19 protein-coding genes are annotated in these 17,692 nt (G+C 32.5%); 8 read left to right on the forward strand and 11 right to left on the reverse strand.

Going from position 1 to position 17,692, the window contains the following annotated elements:
• Positions 1-93 precede the first annotated feature (93 nt).
• From ACNMOQ_RS10335 to ACNMOQ_RS10355, 5 genes are all read right to left on the reverse strand, one after another.
• Positions 94-1,284 carry an ornithine--oxo-acid transaminase gene (locus tag ACNMOQ_RS10335; protein ID WP_064205101.1) on the reverse strand — a complete coding sequence of 397 codons (1,191 nt, stop codon included), beginning with the start codon at positions 1,282-1,284 and terminating at the stop codon, positions 94-96.
• A gap of 70 nt (positions 1,285-1,354) precedes the next feature.
• A complete protein-coding gene (gene pruA, locus ACNMOQ_RS10340) occupies positions 1,355-2,899 on the reverse strand; it encodes an L-glutamate gamma-semialdehyde dehydrogenase (protein ID WP_017000056.1) in 1,545 nt (514 codons plus the stop codon).
• A gap of 160 nt (positions 2,900-3,059) precedes the next feature.
• Positions 3,060-3,440 (reverse strand): S1 domain-containing post-transcriptional regulator Ygs, encoded by a 381-nt coding sequence (gene ygs, locus ACNMOQ_RS10345; RefSeq protein WP_017000055.1) that lies wholly within the window; start codon positions 3,438-3,440, stop codon positions 3,060-3,062.
• Between the two features lie 488 nt (positions 3,441-3,928).
• Positions 3,929-4,129 carry a hypothetical protein gene (locus ACNMOQ_RS10350; RefSeq protein ID WP_064205102.1) on the reverse strand — a complete coding sequence of 67 codons (201 nt, stop codon included), beginning with the start codon at positions 4,127-4,129 and terminating at the stop codon, positions 3,929-3,931.
• Between the two features lie 83 nt (positions 4,130-4,212).
• On the reverse strand, positions 4,213-4,806 hold the full coding sequence (locus ACNMOQ_RS10355) for a peptidylprolyl isomerase (protein ID WP_017000053.1): 594 nt from the start codon (positions 4,804-4,806) through the stop codon (positions 4,213-4,215).
• 76 nt (positions 4,807-4,882) lie between these two features.
• Here ACNMOQ_RS10355 and kapB point away from each other — a divergent pair, with 76 nt between their 5' ends.
• From kapB to mnhG, 8 genes are all read left to right on the forward strand, one after another.
• Entirely contained in the window at positions 4,883-5,260 is a 378-nt protein-coding gene (kapB, locus tag ACNMOQ_RS10360; RefSeq protein ID WP_064211802.1) for a sporulation phosphorelay system protein KapB, read from the forward strand.
• A gap of 153 nt (positions 5,261-5,413) precedes the next feature.
• Positions 5,414-7,825, forward strand: a complete 2,412-nt coding sequence (locus ACNMOQ_RS10365) for a Na+/H+ antiporter subunit A (RefSeq protein ID WP_064205104.1) — start codon at positions 5,414-5,416, stop codon at positions 7,823-7,825.
• On the forward strand, positions 7,806-8,234 hold the full coding sequence (locus ACNMOQ_RS10370) for a Na(+)/H(+) antiporter subunit B (RefSeq protein WP_017000050.1): 429 nt from the start codon (positions 7,806-7,808) through the stop codon (positions 8,232-8,234). The genes ACNMOQ_RS10365 and ACNMOQ_RS10370 overlap by 20 nt, the downstream gene beginning before the upstream one ends.
• Entirely contained in the window at positions 8,234-8,578 is a 345-nt protein-coding gene (locus ACNMOQ_RS10375; RefSeq protein WP_017000049.1) for a Na(+)/H(+) antiporter subunit C, read from the forward strand. The genes ACNMOQ_RS10370 and ACNMOQ_RS10375 overlap by 1 nt, the downstream gene beginning before the upstream one ends.
• On the forward strand, positions 8,568-10,061 hold the full coding sequence (locus tag ACNMOQ_RS10380) for a Na+/H+ antiporter subunit D (protein ID WP_064205105.1): 1,494 nt from the start codon (positions 8,568-8,570) through the stop codon (positions 10,059-10,061). Before ACNMOQ_RS10375 ends, ACNMOQ_RS10380 begins: the two co-directional genes overlap by 11 nt.
• The gene (locus ACNMOQ_RS10385; protein WP_017000047.1) at positions 10,061-10,543 is read left to right on the forward strand and encodes a Na+/H+ antiporter subunit E; all 483 of its coding nucleotides are present in this window, start codon (positions 10,061-10,063) and stop codon (positions 10,541-10,543) included. The genes ACNMOQ_RS10380 and ACNMOQ_RS10385 overlap by 1 nt, the downstream gene beginning before the upstream one ends.
• Positions 10,540-10,830 (forward strand): Na(+)/H(+) antiporter subunit F1, encoded by a 291-nt coding sequence (locus ACNMOQ_RS10390; RefSeq protein WP_017000046.1) that lies wholly within the window; start codon positions 10,540-10,542, stop codon positions 10,828-10,830. Before ACNMOQ_RS10385 ends, ACNMOQ_RS10390 begins: the two co-directional genes overlap by 4 nt.
• Entirely contained in the window at positions 10,808-11,149 is a 342-nt protein-coding gene (mnhG, locus tag ACNMOQ_RS10395) for a monovalent cation/H(+) antiporter subunit G (RefSeq protein WP_017000045.1), read from the forward strand. Before ACNMOQ_RS10390 ends, mnhG begins: the two co-directional genes overlap by 23 nt.
• 395 nt (positions 11,150-11,544) lie before the next feature.
• Here mnhG and ACNMOQ_RS10400 read toward each other — a convergent pair whose 3' ends face one another.
• The 6 genes from ACNMOQ_RS10400 to ACNMOQ_RS10425 form a co-directional block, all read right to left on the reverse strand.
• Complete coding sequence (locus tag ACNMOQ_RS10400; RefSeq protein ID WP_415363079.1) at positions 11,545-12,363, reverse strand: SDR family oxidoreductase; 819 nt, start codon at positions 12,361-12,363, stop codon at positions 11,545-11,547.
• A gap of 260 nt (positions 12,364-12,623) precedes the next feature.
• Positions 12,624-12,995, reverse strand: a complete 372-nt coding sequence (locus ACNMOQ_RS10405) for a PaaI family thioesterase (RefSeq protein WP_017001034.1) — start codon at positions 12,993-12,995, stop codon at positions 12,624-12,626.
• 21 nt (positions 12,996-13,016) lie between these two features.
• Complete coding sequence (locus tag ACNMOQ_RS10410) at positions 13,017-14,336, reverse strand: Na+/H+ antiporter family protein (protein WP_082892526.1); 1,320 nt, start codon at positions 14,334-14,336, stop codon at positions 13,017-13,019.
• Between the two features lie 161 nt (positions 14,337-14,497).
• The gene (locus tag ACNMOQ_RS10415) at positions 14,498-15,988 is read right to left on the reverse strand and encodes a leucyl aminopeptidase family protein (RefSeq protein ID WP_416349807.1); all 1,491 of its coding nucleotides are present in this window, start codon (positions 15,986-15,988) and stop codon (positions 14,498-14,500) included.
• A 16-nt stretch (positions 15,989-16,004) separates the two neighbouring features.
• Entirely contained in the window at positions 16,005-16,325 is a 321-nt protein-coding gene (locus ACNMOQ_RS10420; RefSeq protein ID WP_017001037.1) for a YuiB family protein, read from the reverse strand.
• Positions 16,326-16,388: 63 nt separating this feature from the next.
• Positions 16,389-17,603 (reverse strand): NAD(P)/FAD-dependent oxidoreductase, encoded by a 1,215-nt coding sequence (locus tag ACNMOQ_RS10425; RefSeq protein ID WP_017001038.1) that lies wholly within the window; start codon positions 17,601-17,603, stop codon positions 16,389-16,391.
• Positions 17,604-17,692 lie beyond the last annotated feature (89 nt).

Below are 17,692 nucleotides of genomic sequence, written 5' to 3' on the forward strand. Positions count from 1 at the left end.
TTTTTTAAATACTTTTAATCTCTAAATAATTGTAACATAATTGGTTATTTTTAAAAGGTCTTAAACCGTTTTTTGTAAACGTTATCAGTTTTTTTATTTAAAAACAGATTTCACTTGATCAATAGCCCAATCTAAATCTTCTTTATCAATGATTAAAGGTGGTGCAAAACGAATAACAGTGTCATGTGTTTCTTTACATAGTATACCTAAATCTTTTAATTTTTCACAATATGGTCTTGCATCTTCAGTTAATTCGATACCGATAAATAGACCTTTACCTCTCACTTCTTTAATGGCAGGATGATTTATACTTTCTAACTCTGACTTAAAGTAATTTCCTAATTCTAGTGAGCGTTCAGATAAATTTTCATCCACGATAACATCTAAGGCTGCATTTGAAACAGCACATGCCAATGGATTTCCTCCGAATGTAGAACCGTGAGAACCAGGGTTAAATACTTCTAATACTTCTTTATCACCAAGGATACATGAAATTGGGAATACACCGCCACCAAGGGCTTTTCCTAATATATATACATCAGGTTTAACGTTATCCCAATCTGTAGCGAATAATTTACCTGTTCTACCTAATCCTGCTTGGATTTCATCAGCTATGAATAATACATTATTTTCATCACAAACTTCTCTAATTTGTTTTAAGTATCCATCTTCTGGTACGTTAATACCCGCTTCGCCTTGTATAGGCTCAACTAAGATGGCAGCAGTATTAGGTGTAATTGCTGATTTGATTTGTTCGATATCACCAAAATCAACAAGTTTAAATCCACCTAGTAATGGACCGTAACCTCTTTGATATTCTTTTTCTGAAGATAATGATACTGCAGCCATAGTACGACCATGGAAGTTTCCATTCATCGCAATTATTTCTGCTTTATTATCTTCTACCCCTTTCACATCATAAGCCCAACGTCTTGCTGCTTTTATGGCTGTTTCAACAGCCTCAGCACCTGTGTTCATTGGTAACACCATTTCTTTACCTGCTAGTTTACATATCTTTTCATACCATGGACCTAATTGATCACTATGGAATGCGCGTGATGTAAGTGTTACTCTATCTGCTTGGTCTTTTAATGCTTGTATGATTTTAGGATGACGATGACCTTGGTTTACAGCAGAATATGCTGATAACATATCTAAATAACGATTTCCTTCTGGATCTTTCACCCATATACCTTCTGCTTCTGATATAACAATTGGTAACGGTAAATAGTTTGGAGCACCAAATGTATTCGTTTGTTCAATAATTTCTTGTGATTTTGTCATATTAAAACGCCTCCTATTAAAACAGTAGAGCAAAATCGCTCTACTGCCTTTATATTTTTTTCCATCATTATTATAACATTTCTGAAGTAGTACGTCCTTGTAAGTGAAGTACTAAGTAATCAGGACCACCTGCTTTAGAGTCTGTTCCAGACATTTTAAATCCTCCAAATGGCTGGTAGCCTACAATTGCGCCTGTACAACCTCTGTTAAAGTATAAGTTACCTACTAAAAATTGACGACGTGCTTGTTCTAATTTATCTCTGTTATTTGTAATAACGCCACCTGTTAATCCGTATTCAGTATCATTAGCAAACTCAATTGCTTCATCGTAATCTTTTGCTTTACTAAATCCGACAACCGGTCCAAAAATTTCTTCTTGCATCACTCTGTCATCATGTTTCAAGTCAGCTATTACGGTAGGATGTACAAAATGCCCTTTTTCTTCATCAGTAGTTCCACCAGCAACAATGCGACCTTCTTTTTTACCGATTTCTATGTACTTTTTAATTTTATTTAATGAATTCTCATCAATAACTGGTCCCATATAATTTTCATGATCTGTCGAATCGCCAACAGTTAATTTATTTGTACGTTCCACTACTTTATCTAATAACTCATCATAAATATCTTCTACTGCTATTACACGAGAACAAGCTGAACATTTTTGTCCTGAGAATCCAAATGCAGATTGAACGATAGAATCTGCTGCTAAATCTAAATCTCCTTCAGAATCAACGATAATAGTGTCTTTTCCACCCATTTCAGCTATAACACGTTTTAAGTGTGTTTGTCCTTTTTGAACTTTTGCAGCTCTTTCATATATAGAAACACCTACATCTCTTGAGCCTGTAAATGAAATTAAACTTGTATCTTTATGATCGATCAAATAATCACCAATTTCACTTGATGAACCAGGGATGTAGTTCACTACACCTTTTGGTAATCCAGCTTCTTCAAGAACTTCCATAAATTTATATGCAATAACAGGTGTTTTTGAAGATGGCTTTAATAATACTGTGTTACCAGTAACTACTGGCGCTACAGTTGTACCAGCCATGATAGCAAATGCGAAGTTCCATGGTGAAATAACAACACTAACACCAATTGGTAAATAATTATATTTGTTATATTCGCCGGGACGGCTTTCGACTTTTTTGCCATCTTTTAGTTCTAGCATTTGACGAGCATAGTATTCCATAAAATCGATTGCTTCAGCTGTATCAGCATCGGCTTCTTTCCAAGGTTTACCACCTTCTTTAGAAAGTAATGCAGAGAATTCATGTTTACGACGTCTTGTAATCGCAGCTGCTCTAAAAAGTACATCTGCACGAACGCTTGGATCAGTTTCTCTCCATGTTTTGAAAGCTTCTTTAGCAGCTTCCATTGCTTTTTCAGCGTGCTCTTTACTCGCTTTAGAAACTAAACCTACAGTTTCTTCAATATTTGAAGGATTATAAGAACGTGTTTTATCATCAGTAAAAATTCTTTCTCCTCCAACAATAATTGGATATTCTTTACCTAAGTAAGTTTCAACAGTTTTAAGACCTTCTAAATAAGCAGCCTTATTCTCCTCTTTCGTAAAATCAGTAAATGGTTCATGTTTGTATGGAATCATTAAAGTAAACCTCCCTATATTTATACGGGGCAGAAAAAGAAACCCCTTACATTCCTATAATGACACATTTTAATAGATTACTTCAAGTTATTTTTTTACAAATATTAGGACAGGTTTTTAGATTAAACATAAATATACAAAAAGACGATTAAAAGTTCATTTAATCGTCTTCTAAATGCTTATTTGATTGGTTGATCCACTTAGGTAACCTTTCTTTTAAAGGTAGAAACCCATATTTTTCTGTCTCTCGTATTTCATCTAATACTGAACGCTTTTCTTTCTTACGTTCTTGTCGCTTGAAATACTCATTTTCTTTAAGAGATAAACTTAATTTACCATCATTTTCAACCTTGATTACTTTAGCTTTTACAATCTGTCCGACCGATAAAAACTGGTTAAGGTTGTGAACATAATCATTCATCACTTCAGAAATATGAATGAGACCTTCCACATGATCAGGGGTTTCAACAAAGGCACCGTAAGGTTGAATGCCAGTCACTTTAACTTTCACAAATTGACCGACTTTATAATGTTTTCTCACTTTTAGAAAACCCCTTGTACTTATTATTATTAACTCTTATATCATAGCATAGTTAAATTTAATAAACCATTAATTTGATATATAATTCTGAAAATAATAGATAAGTAAATTGACGCTTGTAATCTAATCAAATTTTATTATTATACATAAAATATTCATTAATTTTTTCACACAAAAAGACCTATGAACTATTTCAATTAAAATAATTCACAGATCTTCTAATTAATACTTAATCATATTACATTTCACAGCTACTTTGTAATGCAGTTGTTTTGATGGCTATTTGTTTGCACGAATCTTTATCTAATGTTGTGTTGAAAGAAAATGCATATATGTCTTGGTTTTTGGAGCGAGTTCAGTAACATTTTCTATTTCGTATATTGATTGCATGCATACAATCATAAACTTCACTATCTTCAAGTGATTGGTTTTCAAATTCCATTGGATTCCAATCTGAGAGAAGTTGATACAATGCAATATTCACTTTGTTATTTTTTACTTTTTTTCTCCTCTTGCTCTAAATGATTCATTACTTCTTTTTCAAATGACTTCATTTTTTCTTCGTCTTTTTTTGATTTTTTGCGAAACATCATAAAAACGATGAAAGCTAAAACCATAAACAATAACAACGTAGCAACAGCAGGAATATATTCTAATTTGTTATCTGGAAAATAAAGAAATTCCATCATAATCCGACCACTCCCCTAGCAATTAGATTATAACAAAGTTTAAGTCGAATAAAACGTATGTTTTATGACAATTGAATGTCGATTTATTGAATAATATCTATTGATTCAATTACAACGTCTTCAACTGGCTTATCATTAGCGCCTACTTTAACATTTGCAATATCTTCTAATACATCTTCACCTTTAACAATTTGCCCAAATACAGTATGTTTTTGGTCTAACCATGGTGTGCCACCTTTTTCTGCATATCTATCAATAATTTCTTCTGGCCAACCACCATCTTTAAGTTGTGACAACATATTTGCTGGGACTTCATTCATTTGTACTATGAAGAATTGTGATCCATTAGTATTCGGTCCTGCATTTGCCATTGATAAAGCACCATATAGATTGAATGCTTGTAAAGAAAACTCATCTTCAAAAGCACTTCCAAAGATGCTTTCTCCGCCCATTCCTGTACCTGTTGGGTCTCCACCTTGTACCATGAAGTCATTAATTACTCTATGGAAAGTAATGCCATCATAATATTTTTTCTCAGCTAAACCAATAAAGTTCTCAACAGTTTTAGGTGCAAGTTCTGGGAATAATTTAAAAGTCATATTCCCTTTAGTTGTTTTCATTTCGACTACGCGTTCACCTTCAAGTATTTCATTTGTTAATTGAGGATAGTTTGTCATTTATAATTCTCCATTCATGTTAAAATAATTACAATAGTGATATCATAACATAATTTAATAGAAAGGGGACACATACATGTTATATCAATTCCCACACAAAACCGGAAAATATGTTGTAGAAATTATTGAAGAAAAAGGAGATCAACTGCTCGTAAAAGTCGTTGCTGTTCTCAAACATCCTAGACAAGGAGATTTACACAATCCAAATGAAGTAGATAATGTATTTTTCCATGAAAGAAAAGCGCTTAGTCAATACGAAAAAAGATATACGACAGCTCAATTTTTAAAAGAATATCAAGCAGAAGTTCCTTCTTACATTGAATCTCTTAAAAATTCTTTATATGAATTAGAAGAAAAAATGAAAGAACGTAATAATGCTTATAGTGAACAAGCTTTAAAATGTATCGAACAATTAAAAAAAGATTATTCTCGACAATATAAAAGTGATTTTTAAACTTTTTATAAAAGAAATTTTTAAATATTTTTACGTGTTTCTTCATATTTAAAAATAACACAAAAATTCTGAAATATTGAAACGGTAGTGTTTTCAAGCTTTAAGATTATTGTGTATAATGATAACTAGGTATTTTCGAAGGGAGGTTATTTAATGAGTTTGATGCATATTATGATTTTATTACCTTTAATCTTTGCAATCGTTATACCCATAATATATCGATTTTACAAAGGCGTTCATCTAGGTTGGTTTGTTTTACCGATTCCCGTCATTATATTTATTTATTTCATGTCATACATAAATGTACCCGATTCGGACAAACCGTTTATTGTAATTTGGGATTTCATGCCCAGGATTGGAATGAACTTTGCCGTTCATCTAGATGGACTTAGTTTATTATTTGCATCACTTATTACTGGTATTGGAGCCCTTGTCGTACTCTACTCTATTACATATTTAAGTAAAAGTGAGTCTTTAGGGAATTTCTATTGTTACTTATTAATGTTTATGGGTGCAATGTTAGGCGTTGTTTTATCTGACAATTTACTCATGCTTTATTTATTCTGGGAACTTACTTCAATTTCAAGTTTCTTATTAATTGGTTATTGGAGAGATAAACAATCATCCATTTATGGCGCGCAAAAATCATTATTAATAACAGTATTTGGAGGATTAATGCTTTTAGGTGGGTTTATCTCACTTTATTTAGCAGGAAATTCGTGGAGTATTACTTCACTTATACAGAATGCTGACACGATACAATCGTCACCTTACTTCATCTTAGCTATGGTGCTTATTTTAATTGGAGCGATGACAAAATCAGCCCAATTTCCTTTCCACATCTGGTTACCAGATGCAATGGAAGCACCTACTCCTGTAAGTGCATACTTACACTCAGCTACAATGGTTAAGGCCGGCATTTATTTAGTTGCAAGAACAACACCAATATTTGCCATTAGTGGCGGATTTGTTTGGACTGTTACAGCAATAGGTTTAATCACACTATTTTGGGCATCATTTAATGCTGTAAAGCAGCAAGACTTAAAAGGCATACTTGCATTCTCTACTGTTTCACAGTTAGGTATGATTATGTCTATGCTAGGTATTGGTGCAGTTAGTTATCACTATTCTGGTGAATCAAGCCAATTATTTTTAGCGAGTATAATTGCTGCGGTCTTTCATCTTATTAATCATGCGACATTTAAAGGCGCATTATTTATGGTTACAGGTACGATTGATCATGAAGTTGGAACACGTGATATTAAAAAATTAGGTGGTTTAATGACCATTATGCCAATTTCATGCACATTTACGATTATTACAGCTTTAAGCATGGCTGGCGTGCCACCATTTAATGGCTTTTTATCTAAAGAACTATTTTTAACAGCGATGTTCGATGCACATAGCGCAGACGTATTTTCACTTTCAACTCTTGGTTATTTATTACCGATTGTTGCTATAGTAGGAAGTATTTTCACATTCGTTTACTCGTTCAAATATGTTCATGAAATTTTCTTTGGTGAATATAAACCCGAAGCTTTACCTAAAAAAGCTCATGAGGCACCAATTTTAATGCTTTTACCAACAGGTATATTGACATTACTAGTTGTTGTATTTGGTTTATTCCCAAACATTTTAAGCAATTCTATTATTGCACCAGCAGTAAGAGCAATTGCTCCATTTGCAAGTGAACCTGAAGTACATATTTCATATTGGCATGGTATTACACCAGCGCTAATCGGAACGATTATTGTGTTTGTTGTAGGATTCTTACTATTTAAAAATGTTCAAAAATGGGTTGGTGTTTATGATATACAGCCTGAATACTTAACGTTTAATTATTATTACGACAGAGGTATTCAGCTTAGTTCGTATATCTCAAACAAAATCACACAAAGTTATATGACAGGTTTTGTTAGATCTTATCTTATGTACATTTTTGCATTCTTTATTATTATCACGGCTCTAACACTATTTACACATCCTGTTAGTTTTGTATTTGATAATATAAGCAGTATTAGACCTTATGAACTTATTTTAATTGCTTTAATACTTATTAGTACTTTTTGTATCGTACTAGCAAAATCAAGATTATTCAGCATTATTATGCTTGCATCAGTAGGTTATTCTGTTGCATTATTCTTTGTATTTTTCGGAGCGCCAGATTTAGCGTTAACTCAATTATCGATTGAGACGATATCAACTGCTTTATTCTTATTATGTTTCTACCACTTACCTAAGATGAGTAGGCATGATGAGGATCGTAAATTTAAATTAGGTAATTTCATTATTTCAATTTGTGTAGGTATTGGGGTAATTATTCTTGGCTTAATTGCTTACGGTAATAGACACTTTGATTCTATTTCACAATATTATAAAGATAATGTATACGACCTTGCTGCAGGTAAAAATATGGTAAACGTTATTCTAGTTGACTTCCGTGGCTTTGATACATTATTTGAATCTGCAGTATTAGGTATTGCCGGTTTAGGTATATACACATTAATTAAATTAAGAGATAAAGGTAAAGATGGAGGTGAAGAACATGAAGAAACAATCGAATGATGTATTCTTTCAGTTTAACGCCATTATCATCTTTCTAATTCTTATGATGTATGCTGTTTCTATCTTCTTTGGTGGTCATTACACACCAGGTGGTGGATTCGTTGGTGGTTTATTACTATCTTCAGCAGTCATCATCATTGGTATCGCATTTGATACTAAAACATTAAAAAAGATGTTTCCGTTTGATTTTAAAATTATAACAGCTACTGGATTGTTTTTATGTGTTCTAACACCTATCCTAAGTTGGACATATGGTAAGACATTCTTCACACATGCGTTCGGTGAATTACATTTACCAATCTTTGGTGAAGTACATTGGCATACTGCTATGATTTTTGATTTAGGTGTCTTATTAGCTGTTGTCGGTACGGCGATAACAATCATATTATCGATTGGAGAGAATGAATAATGGAAATATTAATGATTTTCGTTGCAGGTATTATCATTTCTGTATCAGTATACCTAGTTCTCTCTAAGAGTTTAATTAGGATTATTATTGGTACTACCCTACTTTCCCACGGTGTGCATTTAATGCTATTAACTATGGGTGGATTAAAAAAAGGCGCATTACCTATTGAAGAATCAGGTATAAAAAGCTATGTAGACCCGCTTCCTCAAGCGCTAATTTTAACAGCAATTGTTATTTCATTTGCTGTTACTGCATTCTTCTTAGTTCTTGCCTTCAGAAGTTATAAAGAACTAGGAACTGATAATCTTGAAGAAATGAAGGAGGTACCGAAAGATGATAAGTAACATGATTATTGTACCTCTTGTCATTACTTTTTTAACTGCTGTAACATTGATTTTTGCTGGTCACAGACCATATTTAAAACGAAAAATCGTTTTAGTTGGATTTGTATTAGCGTTTCTAGTTAGTTTATATAATATCAACATGATTTATTTGTACGGGACACAAACATTAAACTTAGGTAGTTGGCCTGTCCCTTACAGCATTGTCATTTACGTTGATATGCTCAGCGCATTATTAGTAAGTGTCAGCTTATTAATAACACTAATTGTAATATTATATTCTCATCAGTCTATCGGATTGCATCGTGAAAAATATTTCTATTATTTCGGTATATCAATGATGGTAACAGGTGTTAATGGTGCCTTTATGACAGGCGACTTATTTAACCTGTTCGTATTCTTTGAAGTATTCTTAATGTCTTCCTACCTACTCTTAGTTATTGGAGGAACAAAGATTCAGTTACAAGAAAGTATTAAATACATACTTGTTAATGTGTTAACTTCTGCATTCTTTGTAACTGGAGTCGGTATGTTGTATTCCATAACTGGAACTTTAAATATGGGAGACTTGCATGTTAAATTAGCAGAACTATCGAACACAGATTTAAACATCGTTGTTATCACTTTTATAATGTTTTTATTTGTATTTGCTACAAAAGCAGGTATGTTCCCATTATACTTCTGGTTACCTGGAGCTTATTATGCTCCACCGATACCTATCATTGCTTTATTCGGAGCTTTATTAACAAAAGTAGGTGTATACGCAATTATGCGTACATTTAGCCTATTCTATTCAGCAAATAGTGAATTTATTACTAACACTTTAATTGTATTGTCCATACTTACAATTATTATGGGTTGTATTGGTGCAATTGCTTATTATGATGTTAAGAAAATTATTATTTATAATATTATGATTGCAATAGGTGTAATTTTAATTGGCGCAGCTATGATGGACAAAACAGGTATGATAGGAAGTATTTATTACTTACTTCACGATATGATCATTAAAGCTGCTTTATTCTTATTAATTGGTATTATTATAAAAATTACTGGAACACCTGATTTAAGAAAATTCGGCGGACTTATACAGAATTATCCGGTATTAGGTTGGTTCTATTTCGTTGCTGCACTTTCATTAGCAGGTATTCCACCATTAAGCGGATTTTATGGTAAATACATGATTGTCATGTCGACCTTTGATAATGGTTATTATATAAGTGGTATCGTCGTACTACTTTCTAGTTTATTTGTTTTATATTCAGTAGTTCGTATTTTCTTAATGGCATTTTGGGGAGAAGAAAAAGGTTATACGTATAATCCAAAATTACCAATGAAGAAATTAATGATATCAAGTATTGCTATCACAATAATCGCGATATTATTTGGTCTTGGTGCCGACATGTTATATCCTTTAATTGAAAAAGCTGCTTTACCATTCTACAATCCTGAAACATATGTAAATGCGTTAGGAGGCGATTATTAATGGCTATACAAGTACTCATTAATGTTCTATTAGCTGCACTTTGGATGATGCTTTCAGAAACATACACATTTGGCGCATTTATATTTGGATATTTGTTTGGTATTTTATTCGTTTTAGCTGCTTTACCATTACTACCGGGTAAACATTTATATTTAAGACCAGTTTGGAAAACGATAGTTTTAGCCGGTATATTCATGAAAGAATTAGTATTAGCAAATATAGATGTCATTAAAATTGTCATCCAAAAAGAAATAAAAAATGAACCCGCATTCTTTGCGTATCCGACAGAATTAAAAAAAGATTGGGAAATCACATTACTTTCTCAACTAATAACATTAACGCCGGGTACAATCGTAGTTGCAATTTCAGATGATCAAAAAACACTATATATTCATTCAATAGATTTTTCTGATATTGATTCAGAAATTAGTACTATTAAAGATTCATTTGAAAAAGCAATCAAGGAGGTGAGCGTACGATGATAAATATATTCGTAATTATTGCAATCATCATCGTCGCACTTTCTATGATAGGCATACTTACCAGAGTCATAATCGGTCCTACTTTAGCTGACAGAGTTATTGCTCTTGATGCATTAGGTATTACTTTAATGGCTATGATTGCTTTATTTTCCGTAGTGATGAATACAAGATATTTATTCGTTATTCTGTTATTAATAGGTATTTTAGCATTCTTAGGTACTGCAGCATTTGCGAAATTTATGGACAAAGGAGAGATCATTGAAAATGATAGAGACGATAATTATTAGTATTTCAATTATTATGATGGTCGTAGGCGCTTGTTTCAGTTTCTTTGCTGCGTTAGGTATTCTAAGATTGCCAGATGTATTCTCTCGAGCACATGCATCAGGAAAAGCTTCTACTTTAGGTGTCATGTTAATATTAACCGGTGTACTCATTTACTTTATCGGTAAAGAAGGTCACTTTAATGTTCAACTGTTGTTAGGGATTATATTTATCTTTATTACTGGACCACTAGCCGGTCACTTAGTAACAAGAAGCGCATATTATATGGGCGTCAAACCAACAGAACGAACAGTTAGAGACGATTTAAAAGACGCAAAATAAATACTTTTCTTAAAATAAAACCTCACAACCTTTGAGTTAAATCTCAGGTTGTGAGGTTATTTATTTCTGATTTTGTCAAAGTGTATGATAATTAAATAGATTTGAGTTTGGTAGGATCTTATTGGATTTTCGGCTTAATTAATCCAACTAAATACGTTCTTATTGGATTTTTGACTTAATTAATCCAACTAAATAGGCCCTTATTGGATTTTCGACTTAATTAATCCAACTAAACAGGCTCTTATTGGATTTTCGACTTAATTAATCCAACTAAACAGGCTCTTATTGGATTTTTGACTTAATTAATCCAACAACATTCAATAACGTTTTAATCCAATATAAGAAGAGAGTCCGATACAACTGTTAATGTGCCGGACTCTCTTTATTAATAATTTTTATTTCGTTGTTTCTTTCCAACTTTTATCGCTAAGCATATCGCCTGGCCATGTATATGACATTACGCCACCATCAATTGTTATATTTTCACCTGTGATAAATGAACTGTCATCAGAGGCTAGGAATTGTACGAGTTTAGCTACTTCTTCTGGTTTACCTAATCTACCTAAAGGTGTAACCCATTTTTGATTTTCTCTAAATTCTTCGCCTGCTTTATCTTCTTTATCACCTACTAAATTATCAACTAATGGTGTTTCTATCGTTCCAGGTGCTATAGAGTTTGCTCTAATGTTTTCTCTACCATATTCAATCGCAATTGATTTTGTGAAGTTTACAATGCCACCTTTAGCAGCGTTGTAACCAGATCTATTTAAATCTGCAGCTAGTCCAGAGAACGAAGCTGTATTAATAATAGAACCGCCTTCTTCAAACATTAATGGCAACATGAACTTCGTAACAAGGAAAGTACCTCTTAAGTCCACATTCATTAAATCATCAAATACTTCTACAGGATATTCATGAATTCTTCCTGCTTTATGGTCAATCCCTGCATTATTAAATAAAATATGAACTTTACCATATTGTTCTTTGATTTCATCTATTGCTTTTCTTACTTCATCTTCTTTAGATATATCAACTTTCATTGAAGTAGCTTTATATCCTTCATCATTAATTTGTTTTACTGATTTTTCTAATTCATCGGATATATCCATACAAATCACTTCAGCGCCTTCAGAAGCTAGTTGTTTAGCTGTAGCAAAACCTATACCAGTACTAGCTCCTGTAATAACTGCAATTTTATTTTCTAATCTTTTCATAATTTTAATAACACTCCTTTAAAAGATGAATGAAATACAATTACTTTGAATTCTACATATCATCCACAATATTCATATACCCGTTTTTTAAAATAATAAAAAGCCTGAGACATAATTAATGTCTCAGACTCGTTTTTGTTATATTGGCAGTAGTTAACTGAATTAAAATTGAGCTTATACTAGACTTTTTCAATTCTAGTCAACCTTGCCGAGGCAGAACTACGAAATCTTTTTTAAATAAGATTTCTGTCTTGCTCTCTTTATTTTCTAATTTTTTTAATAGCGATAGTCGCTCTAATGACTGAAATTAACTGATTATCTTCATCTGTAACTTTAACATCCCACACTTGTGTTGTCTTACCAATGTGTAATGCTGTTCCTATTGCAGTTACAGTACCGCTTTGTACAGATTTAATATGATTTGCATTAATCTCTAAACCAAGTGGTATTTCATCTTCTTTAGAAGAAGCATTTGCTCCCATAGAGGCTGCAGTTTCTGCTAAAGCGATTGTAGCTCCTCCATGTAAATATCCAAATGGTTGTTTAACGTTATCGGTAACTGGCATTGAAATAGCAATATATCCATGTTTAACATCTAATGTCTTCATTTGAAGATGATCTAATAAATTCATATTTTTATCCCCCATTCACCACTATAATACCATAGCAGCAATGAAACCAAATATGATTAAAGGAATATTATAAATTAAGAAGTTAGGTATACACGTATCTCTAATGTGGTCATGTTCCCCGTCTACATTTAATCCTGCAGTTGGTCCTAATGTTGAGTCACTCGCTGGACTACCTGAGTCACCTAATGCCCCTGCTGTACCTATGACAGCTATAAGCGCCATTGCACTTAATCCTATTTCTTCACCAAATGGTATAAATAAACTTGCAATGATAGGAATTGTCGCAAATGATGATCCTATTCCTAACGTTACAACTAAACCTATTAAGTACATCATAATGATACTAAACGCTTTGTTGTCTCCTGTAATAGTCGCTAAACTCTTAACAAGCGCACCAACTTCATGTGTCTCATTCATAACACCTGCAAATCCATTTGCTGATAAAATTACGACACCGATATAAGCCATAATTTGAATACCTTCTACTAATTTAGCATCTAAGTCTCTCCATTTATATAATCCAGAGAAGAAGAAGATTAAAATACCTGCTAACGCACCGAATATCATAGATTCTGTAAAAGTCTGCACTATAAAAGTAGCTAAAATAGCAATAACCGTAACCACTAGAGGGTATGTTTCTAATTTTCCAATTTCTTCGTCTTCTTCGACTTTAATTTTTTTATATTTTCTAGGTTTCCAATATATGATTATGGCTAAAATTAAACCAAATACATATCCCATACTTGGAATGAGCATTGCTTTCCAAATATCATTAAAAGCAATATCAATATTTGTTTTTTCAAATGAATCAAAAATGATGGACTGGAATATGTGACCATATCCGTATGGTAATAATATATACGGGAAACATAGTCCAAAGCCAATTACTGTAGCAATAAGTCTTCTGTCCATTTCTAATTCATTAAATAAACTGATTAATGGAGGTATAAGAATTGGAATAAATGCAATATGAACAGGAATAATATTCTGACTCAATATTGAAATAACAAGTAAACTCGCAACTAAAATGATTTTTATTTTTACTCTGCTATCTTTAGAATTTTCCTTTTTCACTGATTGTATGATTTTTCCGACGATATAATCTGTTATACCGCTATATGATATTAAAGCTGCAAATCCACCTAATAGCGCGTATGATAAAGCAACTTCAGCCCCATCAACAATAGACGTTCCAAAAGTAGCAATCACTTTGTCTAGAGACATACCACTTAATAATCCTCCTACTAAAGCGCCAATAAATATACTTAATACTACATTTAATCTTAATAAACAAAGTATAATCATAATTATAACTGCTACTAACACTGCATTTATTTCCAAAAAACCCCCTCCTGTTCTTTAACTCTCTACCACGATAAAGTAAAATGATGAACTTATCATATCAGTTGATTGAAAACATGTCAATAACAGCTGCTTAATTCTAAATTTTCAGATAAATACTATAAAAAAATAACCCTGCTCGACAAATTAATAGAACAGGATTACTTTTTATAATTTATTTTATTTTTCAAAAAGTGAAGTACAGTAGGAATCATAGCACCAGTTGCACCTTTTGGTCCACGATAAGTATCTTTTTCTGTATCAGCAGAACCAGCAATATCAAAATGTAAATGAGGTACGTCTTCACTGAAATGCGTCACAAAAGCTGCTGCAAATAACGCTTTACCATGTTTATTTAAAACACAGTTTGTTAAATCAGCTACATCCGAAGATTGAATATCTTGCTTTTCTTCATCAGTAATTGGTAACTCAAAGCTCACTTCATTTGAATATTTAGAAGCTTCTTTAACTGCATCTAAATATTGGTCGGCATCACTAGAGAATATACCTGTTTTACCAAGTCCTAACGCAGCTACAACAGCACCCGTTAGCGTCGCAAAGTTCATAATTAATTCTGGTTTGAATTGTTTAGCATAAGTGACACCATCAGCTAGTACAAGTCTTCCTTCAGCATCGGTATTCGTAATTTCAACCGTTTCACCACTTAAGGATGTAAATACATCGTCTGGTTTCATAGCTTTATTAGATATCATATTTTCTGCTAATGGCAACACTGCTACAATATGAATTGGCAATTCTAAACGAGCTACAGCATTCACCATTGCAACTACATTACTAGCACCACTCATATCATATTTCATTGAAGGCATACCTGTTTTTGATTTAATTTGGTAACCGCCAGAATCATACGTTACCCCTTTACCAACTAATGCTATTGGAGCATCAGCTGAACCTTTATATTCTAACGTTACTAACCTCGGAGGATTAATAGATCCTTTACCAACTGCGTCTATTAGACCGAAACCTTCTTCATTAATAGCTTGTTCATCTTTAATAGAAACTTCTACGTTCGTATCTTCAAAGTTTACTTTAATTTGATTAGCAAAATATTCAGGCGTCAATATATTTGGAGGTGTTTGAGAGAAAGTACGTGCTAAATTAATGCTATCTCCTAGCACTTCTCCTTGTTTGAAACTCGATAAAATATCATCATTCGTTTCTGTTATAAACGTGACTTTAGTTTCAATTGGAGCAGATTTATTAGATTTATAATTATCAAAATTAAATACTGATTGTTGAGACATCCATCCAAGATGATATAAGCGTGATTCATTCGTGACATTTTGAGAAACGAATGTGTTATCTAATAAATTAACTTGTTCAATTTTATTCAAGCTTAAATAACGACTTAATTGACCATAAATTTTTTGATAATCTTTCTCTTTGATTTCTTTTAAATTTCCTAAACCAACAGATATTAATTTAACAATTTGATTATCGATGATGACAGCAGAAGACGTAATTTCTCCTAATTCACTGCTTATAACTTGTTGTTTTTTCATATCATCTAATTGGTTATTTAATATGTTATTTACTTCATCAAAATTTTGCATTTGATTAAAATGACTCGGACAACCTATAACAATCGGATGATTATTTGTAGAATACTGTTTTTCAATTTGTAATTTCATATATATTTCCCCTTTTTTAAAACATTGAATAACCGCTTCTTCTTAAATTACGAATAACAAAACCAGCTACTATTGCGCCAACCCATCCAGAACCTAGCATTAAAATATCTGCAGTATGTATATGTGTTATTCCAGTTAATAACTTTGAAAATGCTGTAGAAGGATTAGTGAAATACATTGTTGTTGATATTTTATCAACGATAGCAAATATAACCAATGGATATAATATAACCATCAACCATGTTGTTTTTAGTAGCATGTTCAATATAAAAGCAATACCAAAGAATAATACGAAAAACAATGCCATTGATATAATGACTTGTGGTAAAGATATCATGGCTAACCTCCTTTAAAAAAAGAGACCCGCCTAATGCAGGTCTCTTACTTAATTATCTTGCAATTAAAATTTACCTTTTTTATAGGCTAAACCAAGTCCACCGATTTTGAAGATGGCACGAGTATCAATAACTTTTTTCATGAATGCTGCTTTTTTACCAGTGATTTCACGGCCCATAACAACACCAACACCATCACGGCTACCTAGAGAACAAACAGTACCTTTGTCATCGTAACTAAATGGTTCAGTTTTTTCACCATTGAAGATGTTTTTGATGTTTTCTGCTAAGTGTTCACCTTGTTGCATAGCAATTTGTGCTGTAGTTGGTAATGGACGTTTGTTGTCGCCTTCACCAACCATAACTGCTGAACAGTCACCAATAACGAAGATATCGTCATAGTTATCGATTGATAAGTCGTCTTTAACAACGATACGACCGCGTTTAACGCCATCAAATGATTCTTCCATTAGTTTGCTACCTCTAACACCTGCAGCCCATATAGCAGTGTTAGCTTCTAATGTTTCTTCTTTATCATTTACTTTTACTACGAAACCTTTTTCGTTACAAGCAACGATTGGAGTTGAGATTTTGAATTCTACACCACGAGCTTCTAAGTATTGAACAACGTAATCAACTAATTCTTCTGAGAACATTGGTAACATTTTTGGTGCTGCTTCAACACAAGTGATTTTCACTTTAGATTGATCTACACCGTATTTTTTACATAACTCAGGAACACGCTCAGTTAATTCACCTAATAATTCAACACCAGTAAATCCTGCGCCACCTACAAGAATAGCTAAATCATTTTCATCTTTTTCTTTAGATGAAGCATAATTTGCAAATCTATCTTCTAAATGTTTCGCGATACGACGAGAAGTATTAATGTTTTCGATTTGAAGAGCATGTTCTTTCATACCTTCAATTCCAAATGTTTCACTTTCAAATCCTAACGCAACAACTAAAATGTCGTAATCAAATACACCATTTGATGTTTCAACATTTTTAGAATCTTTGTTAATTTTAGTTACTTCTGCTTTTACGAAGTTTACTTTGTTTCTATCAACTACTGAAGTTATTGGGTATAAAGCATCTTCATAATTTAACGTACCTGCTGAAGTTTCATGTAACCATGTAGCTTCATAGTGGTAGTCATTTTTGTTAATAAGTGTAAGCTCAACATCTTGGTTAGAAACTAATTTTTGTAATTTAGTTATAGTTTGTAAGCCTGCATATCCTGCCCCTAATACAAGAACTTTTTTGCGTTCAAATCCCATTATTTTCACCTATACTTTCTAAATATTGTTTGACACCTGAAGGGATGTCGTGTCACTTTGTGTTTTTTGTCACAAGCAATTCTAATACT

This window comes from Mammaliicoccus lentus (assembly GCF_947036595.1).
Classification (GTDB): Bacteria; Bacillota; Bacilli; order Staphylococcales; family Staphylococcaceae; genus Mammaliicoccus; species Mammaliicoccus lentus.

Bases quoted from the DNA above. Each gene is read 5' to 3' on its own strand.
- ACNMOQ_RS10335 (WP_064205101.1), bottom strand. From the start codon at position 1,284: ATGACAAAATCACAAGAAATTATTGAACAAACGAATACATTTGGTGCT.
- pruA (WP_017000056.1), bottom strand. From the start codon at position 2,899: ATGATTCCATACAAACATGAACCATTTACTGATTTTACGAAAGAGGAG.
- ACNMOQ_RS10350 (WP_064205102.1), bottom strand. From the start codon at position 4,129: ATGATGGAATTTCTTTATTTTCCAGATAACAAATTAGAATATATTCCT.
- ACNMOQ_RS10355 (WP_017000053.1), bottom strand. From the start codon at position 4,806: ATGACAAACTATCCTCAATTAACAAATGAAATACTTGAAGGTGAACGC.
- kapB (WP_064211802.1), top strand. From the start codon at position 4,883: ATGTTATATCAATTCCCACACAAAACCGGAAAATATGTTGTAGAAATT.
- ACNMOQ_RS10365 (WP_064205104.1), top strand. From the start codon at position 5,414: ATGAGTTTGATGCATATTATGATTTTATTACCTTTAATCTTTGCAATC.
- ACNMOQ_RS10370 (WP_017000050.1), top strand. From the start codon at position 7,806: ATGAAGAAACAATCGAATGATGTATTCTTTCAGTTTAACGCCATTATC.
- ACNMOQ_RS10375 (WP_017000049.1), top strand. From the start codon at position 8,234: ATGGAAATATTAATGATTTTCGTTGCAGGTATTATCATTTCTGTATCA.
- ACNMOQ_RS10380 (WP_064205105.1), top strand. From the start codon at position 8,568: ATGATAAGTAACATGATTATTGTACCTCTTGTCATTACTTTTTTAACT.
- ACNMOQ_RS10385 (WP_017000047.1), top strand. From the start codon at position 10,061: ATGGCTATACAAGTACTCATTAATGTTCTATTAGCTGCACTTTGGATG.
- ACNMOQ_RS10390 (WP_017000046.1), top strand. From the start codon at position 10,540: ATGATAAATATATTCGTAATTATTGCAATCATCATCGTCGCACTTTCT.
- mnhG (WP_017000045.1), top strand. From the start codon at position 10,808: ATGATAGAGACGATAATTATTAGTATTTCAATTATTATGATGGTCGTA.
- ACNMOQ_RS10400 (WP_415363079.1), bottom strand. From the start codon at position 12,363: ATGAAAAGATTAGAAAATAAAATTGCAGTTATTACAGGAGCTAGTACT.
- ACNMOQ_RS10405 (WP_017001034.1), bottom strand. From the start codon at position 12,995: ATGAATTTATTAGATCATCTTCAAATGAAGACATTAGATGTTAAACAT.
- ACNMOQ_RS10415 (WP_416349807.1), bottom strand. From the start codon at position 15,988: ATGAAATTACAAATTGAAAAACAGTATTCTACAAATAATCATCCGATT.
- ACNMOQ_RS10420 (WP_017001037.1), bottom strand. From the start codon at position 16,325: ATGATATCTTTACCACAAGTCATTATATCAATGGCATTGTTTTTCGTA.
- ACNMOQ_RS10425 (WP_017001038.1), bottom strand. From the start codon at position 17,603: ATGGGATTTGAACGCAAAAAAGTTCTTGTATTAGGGGCAGGATATGCA.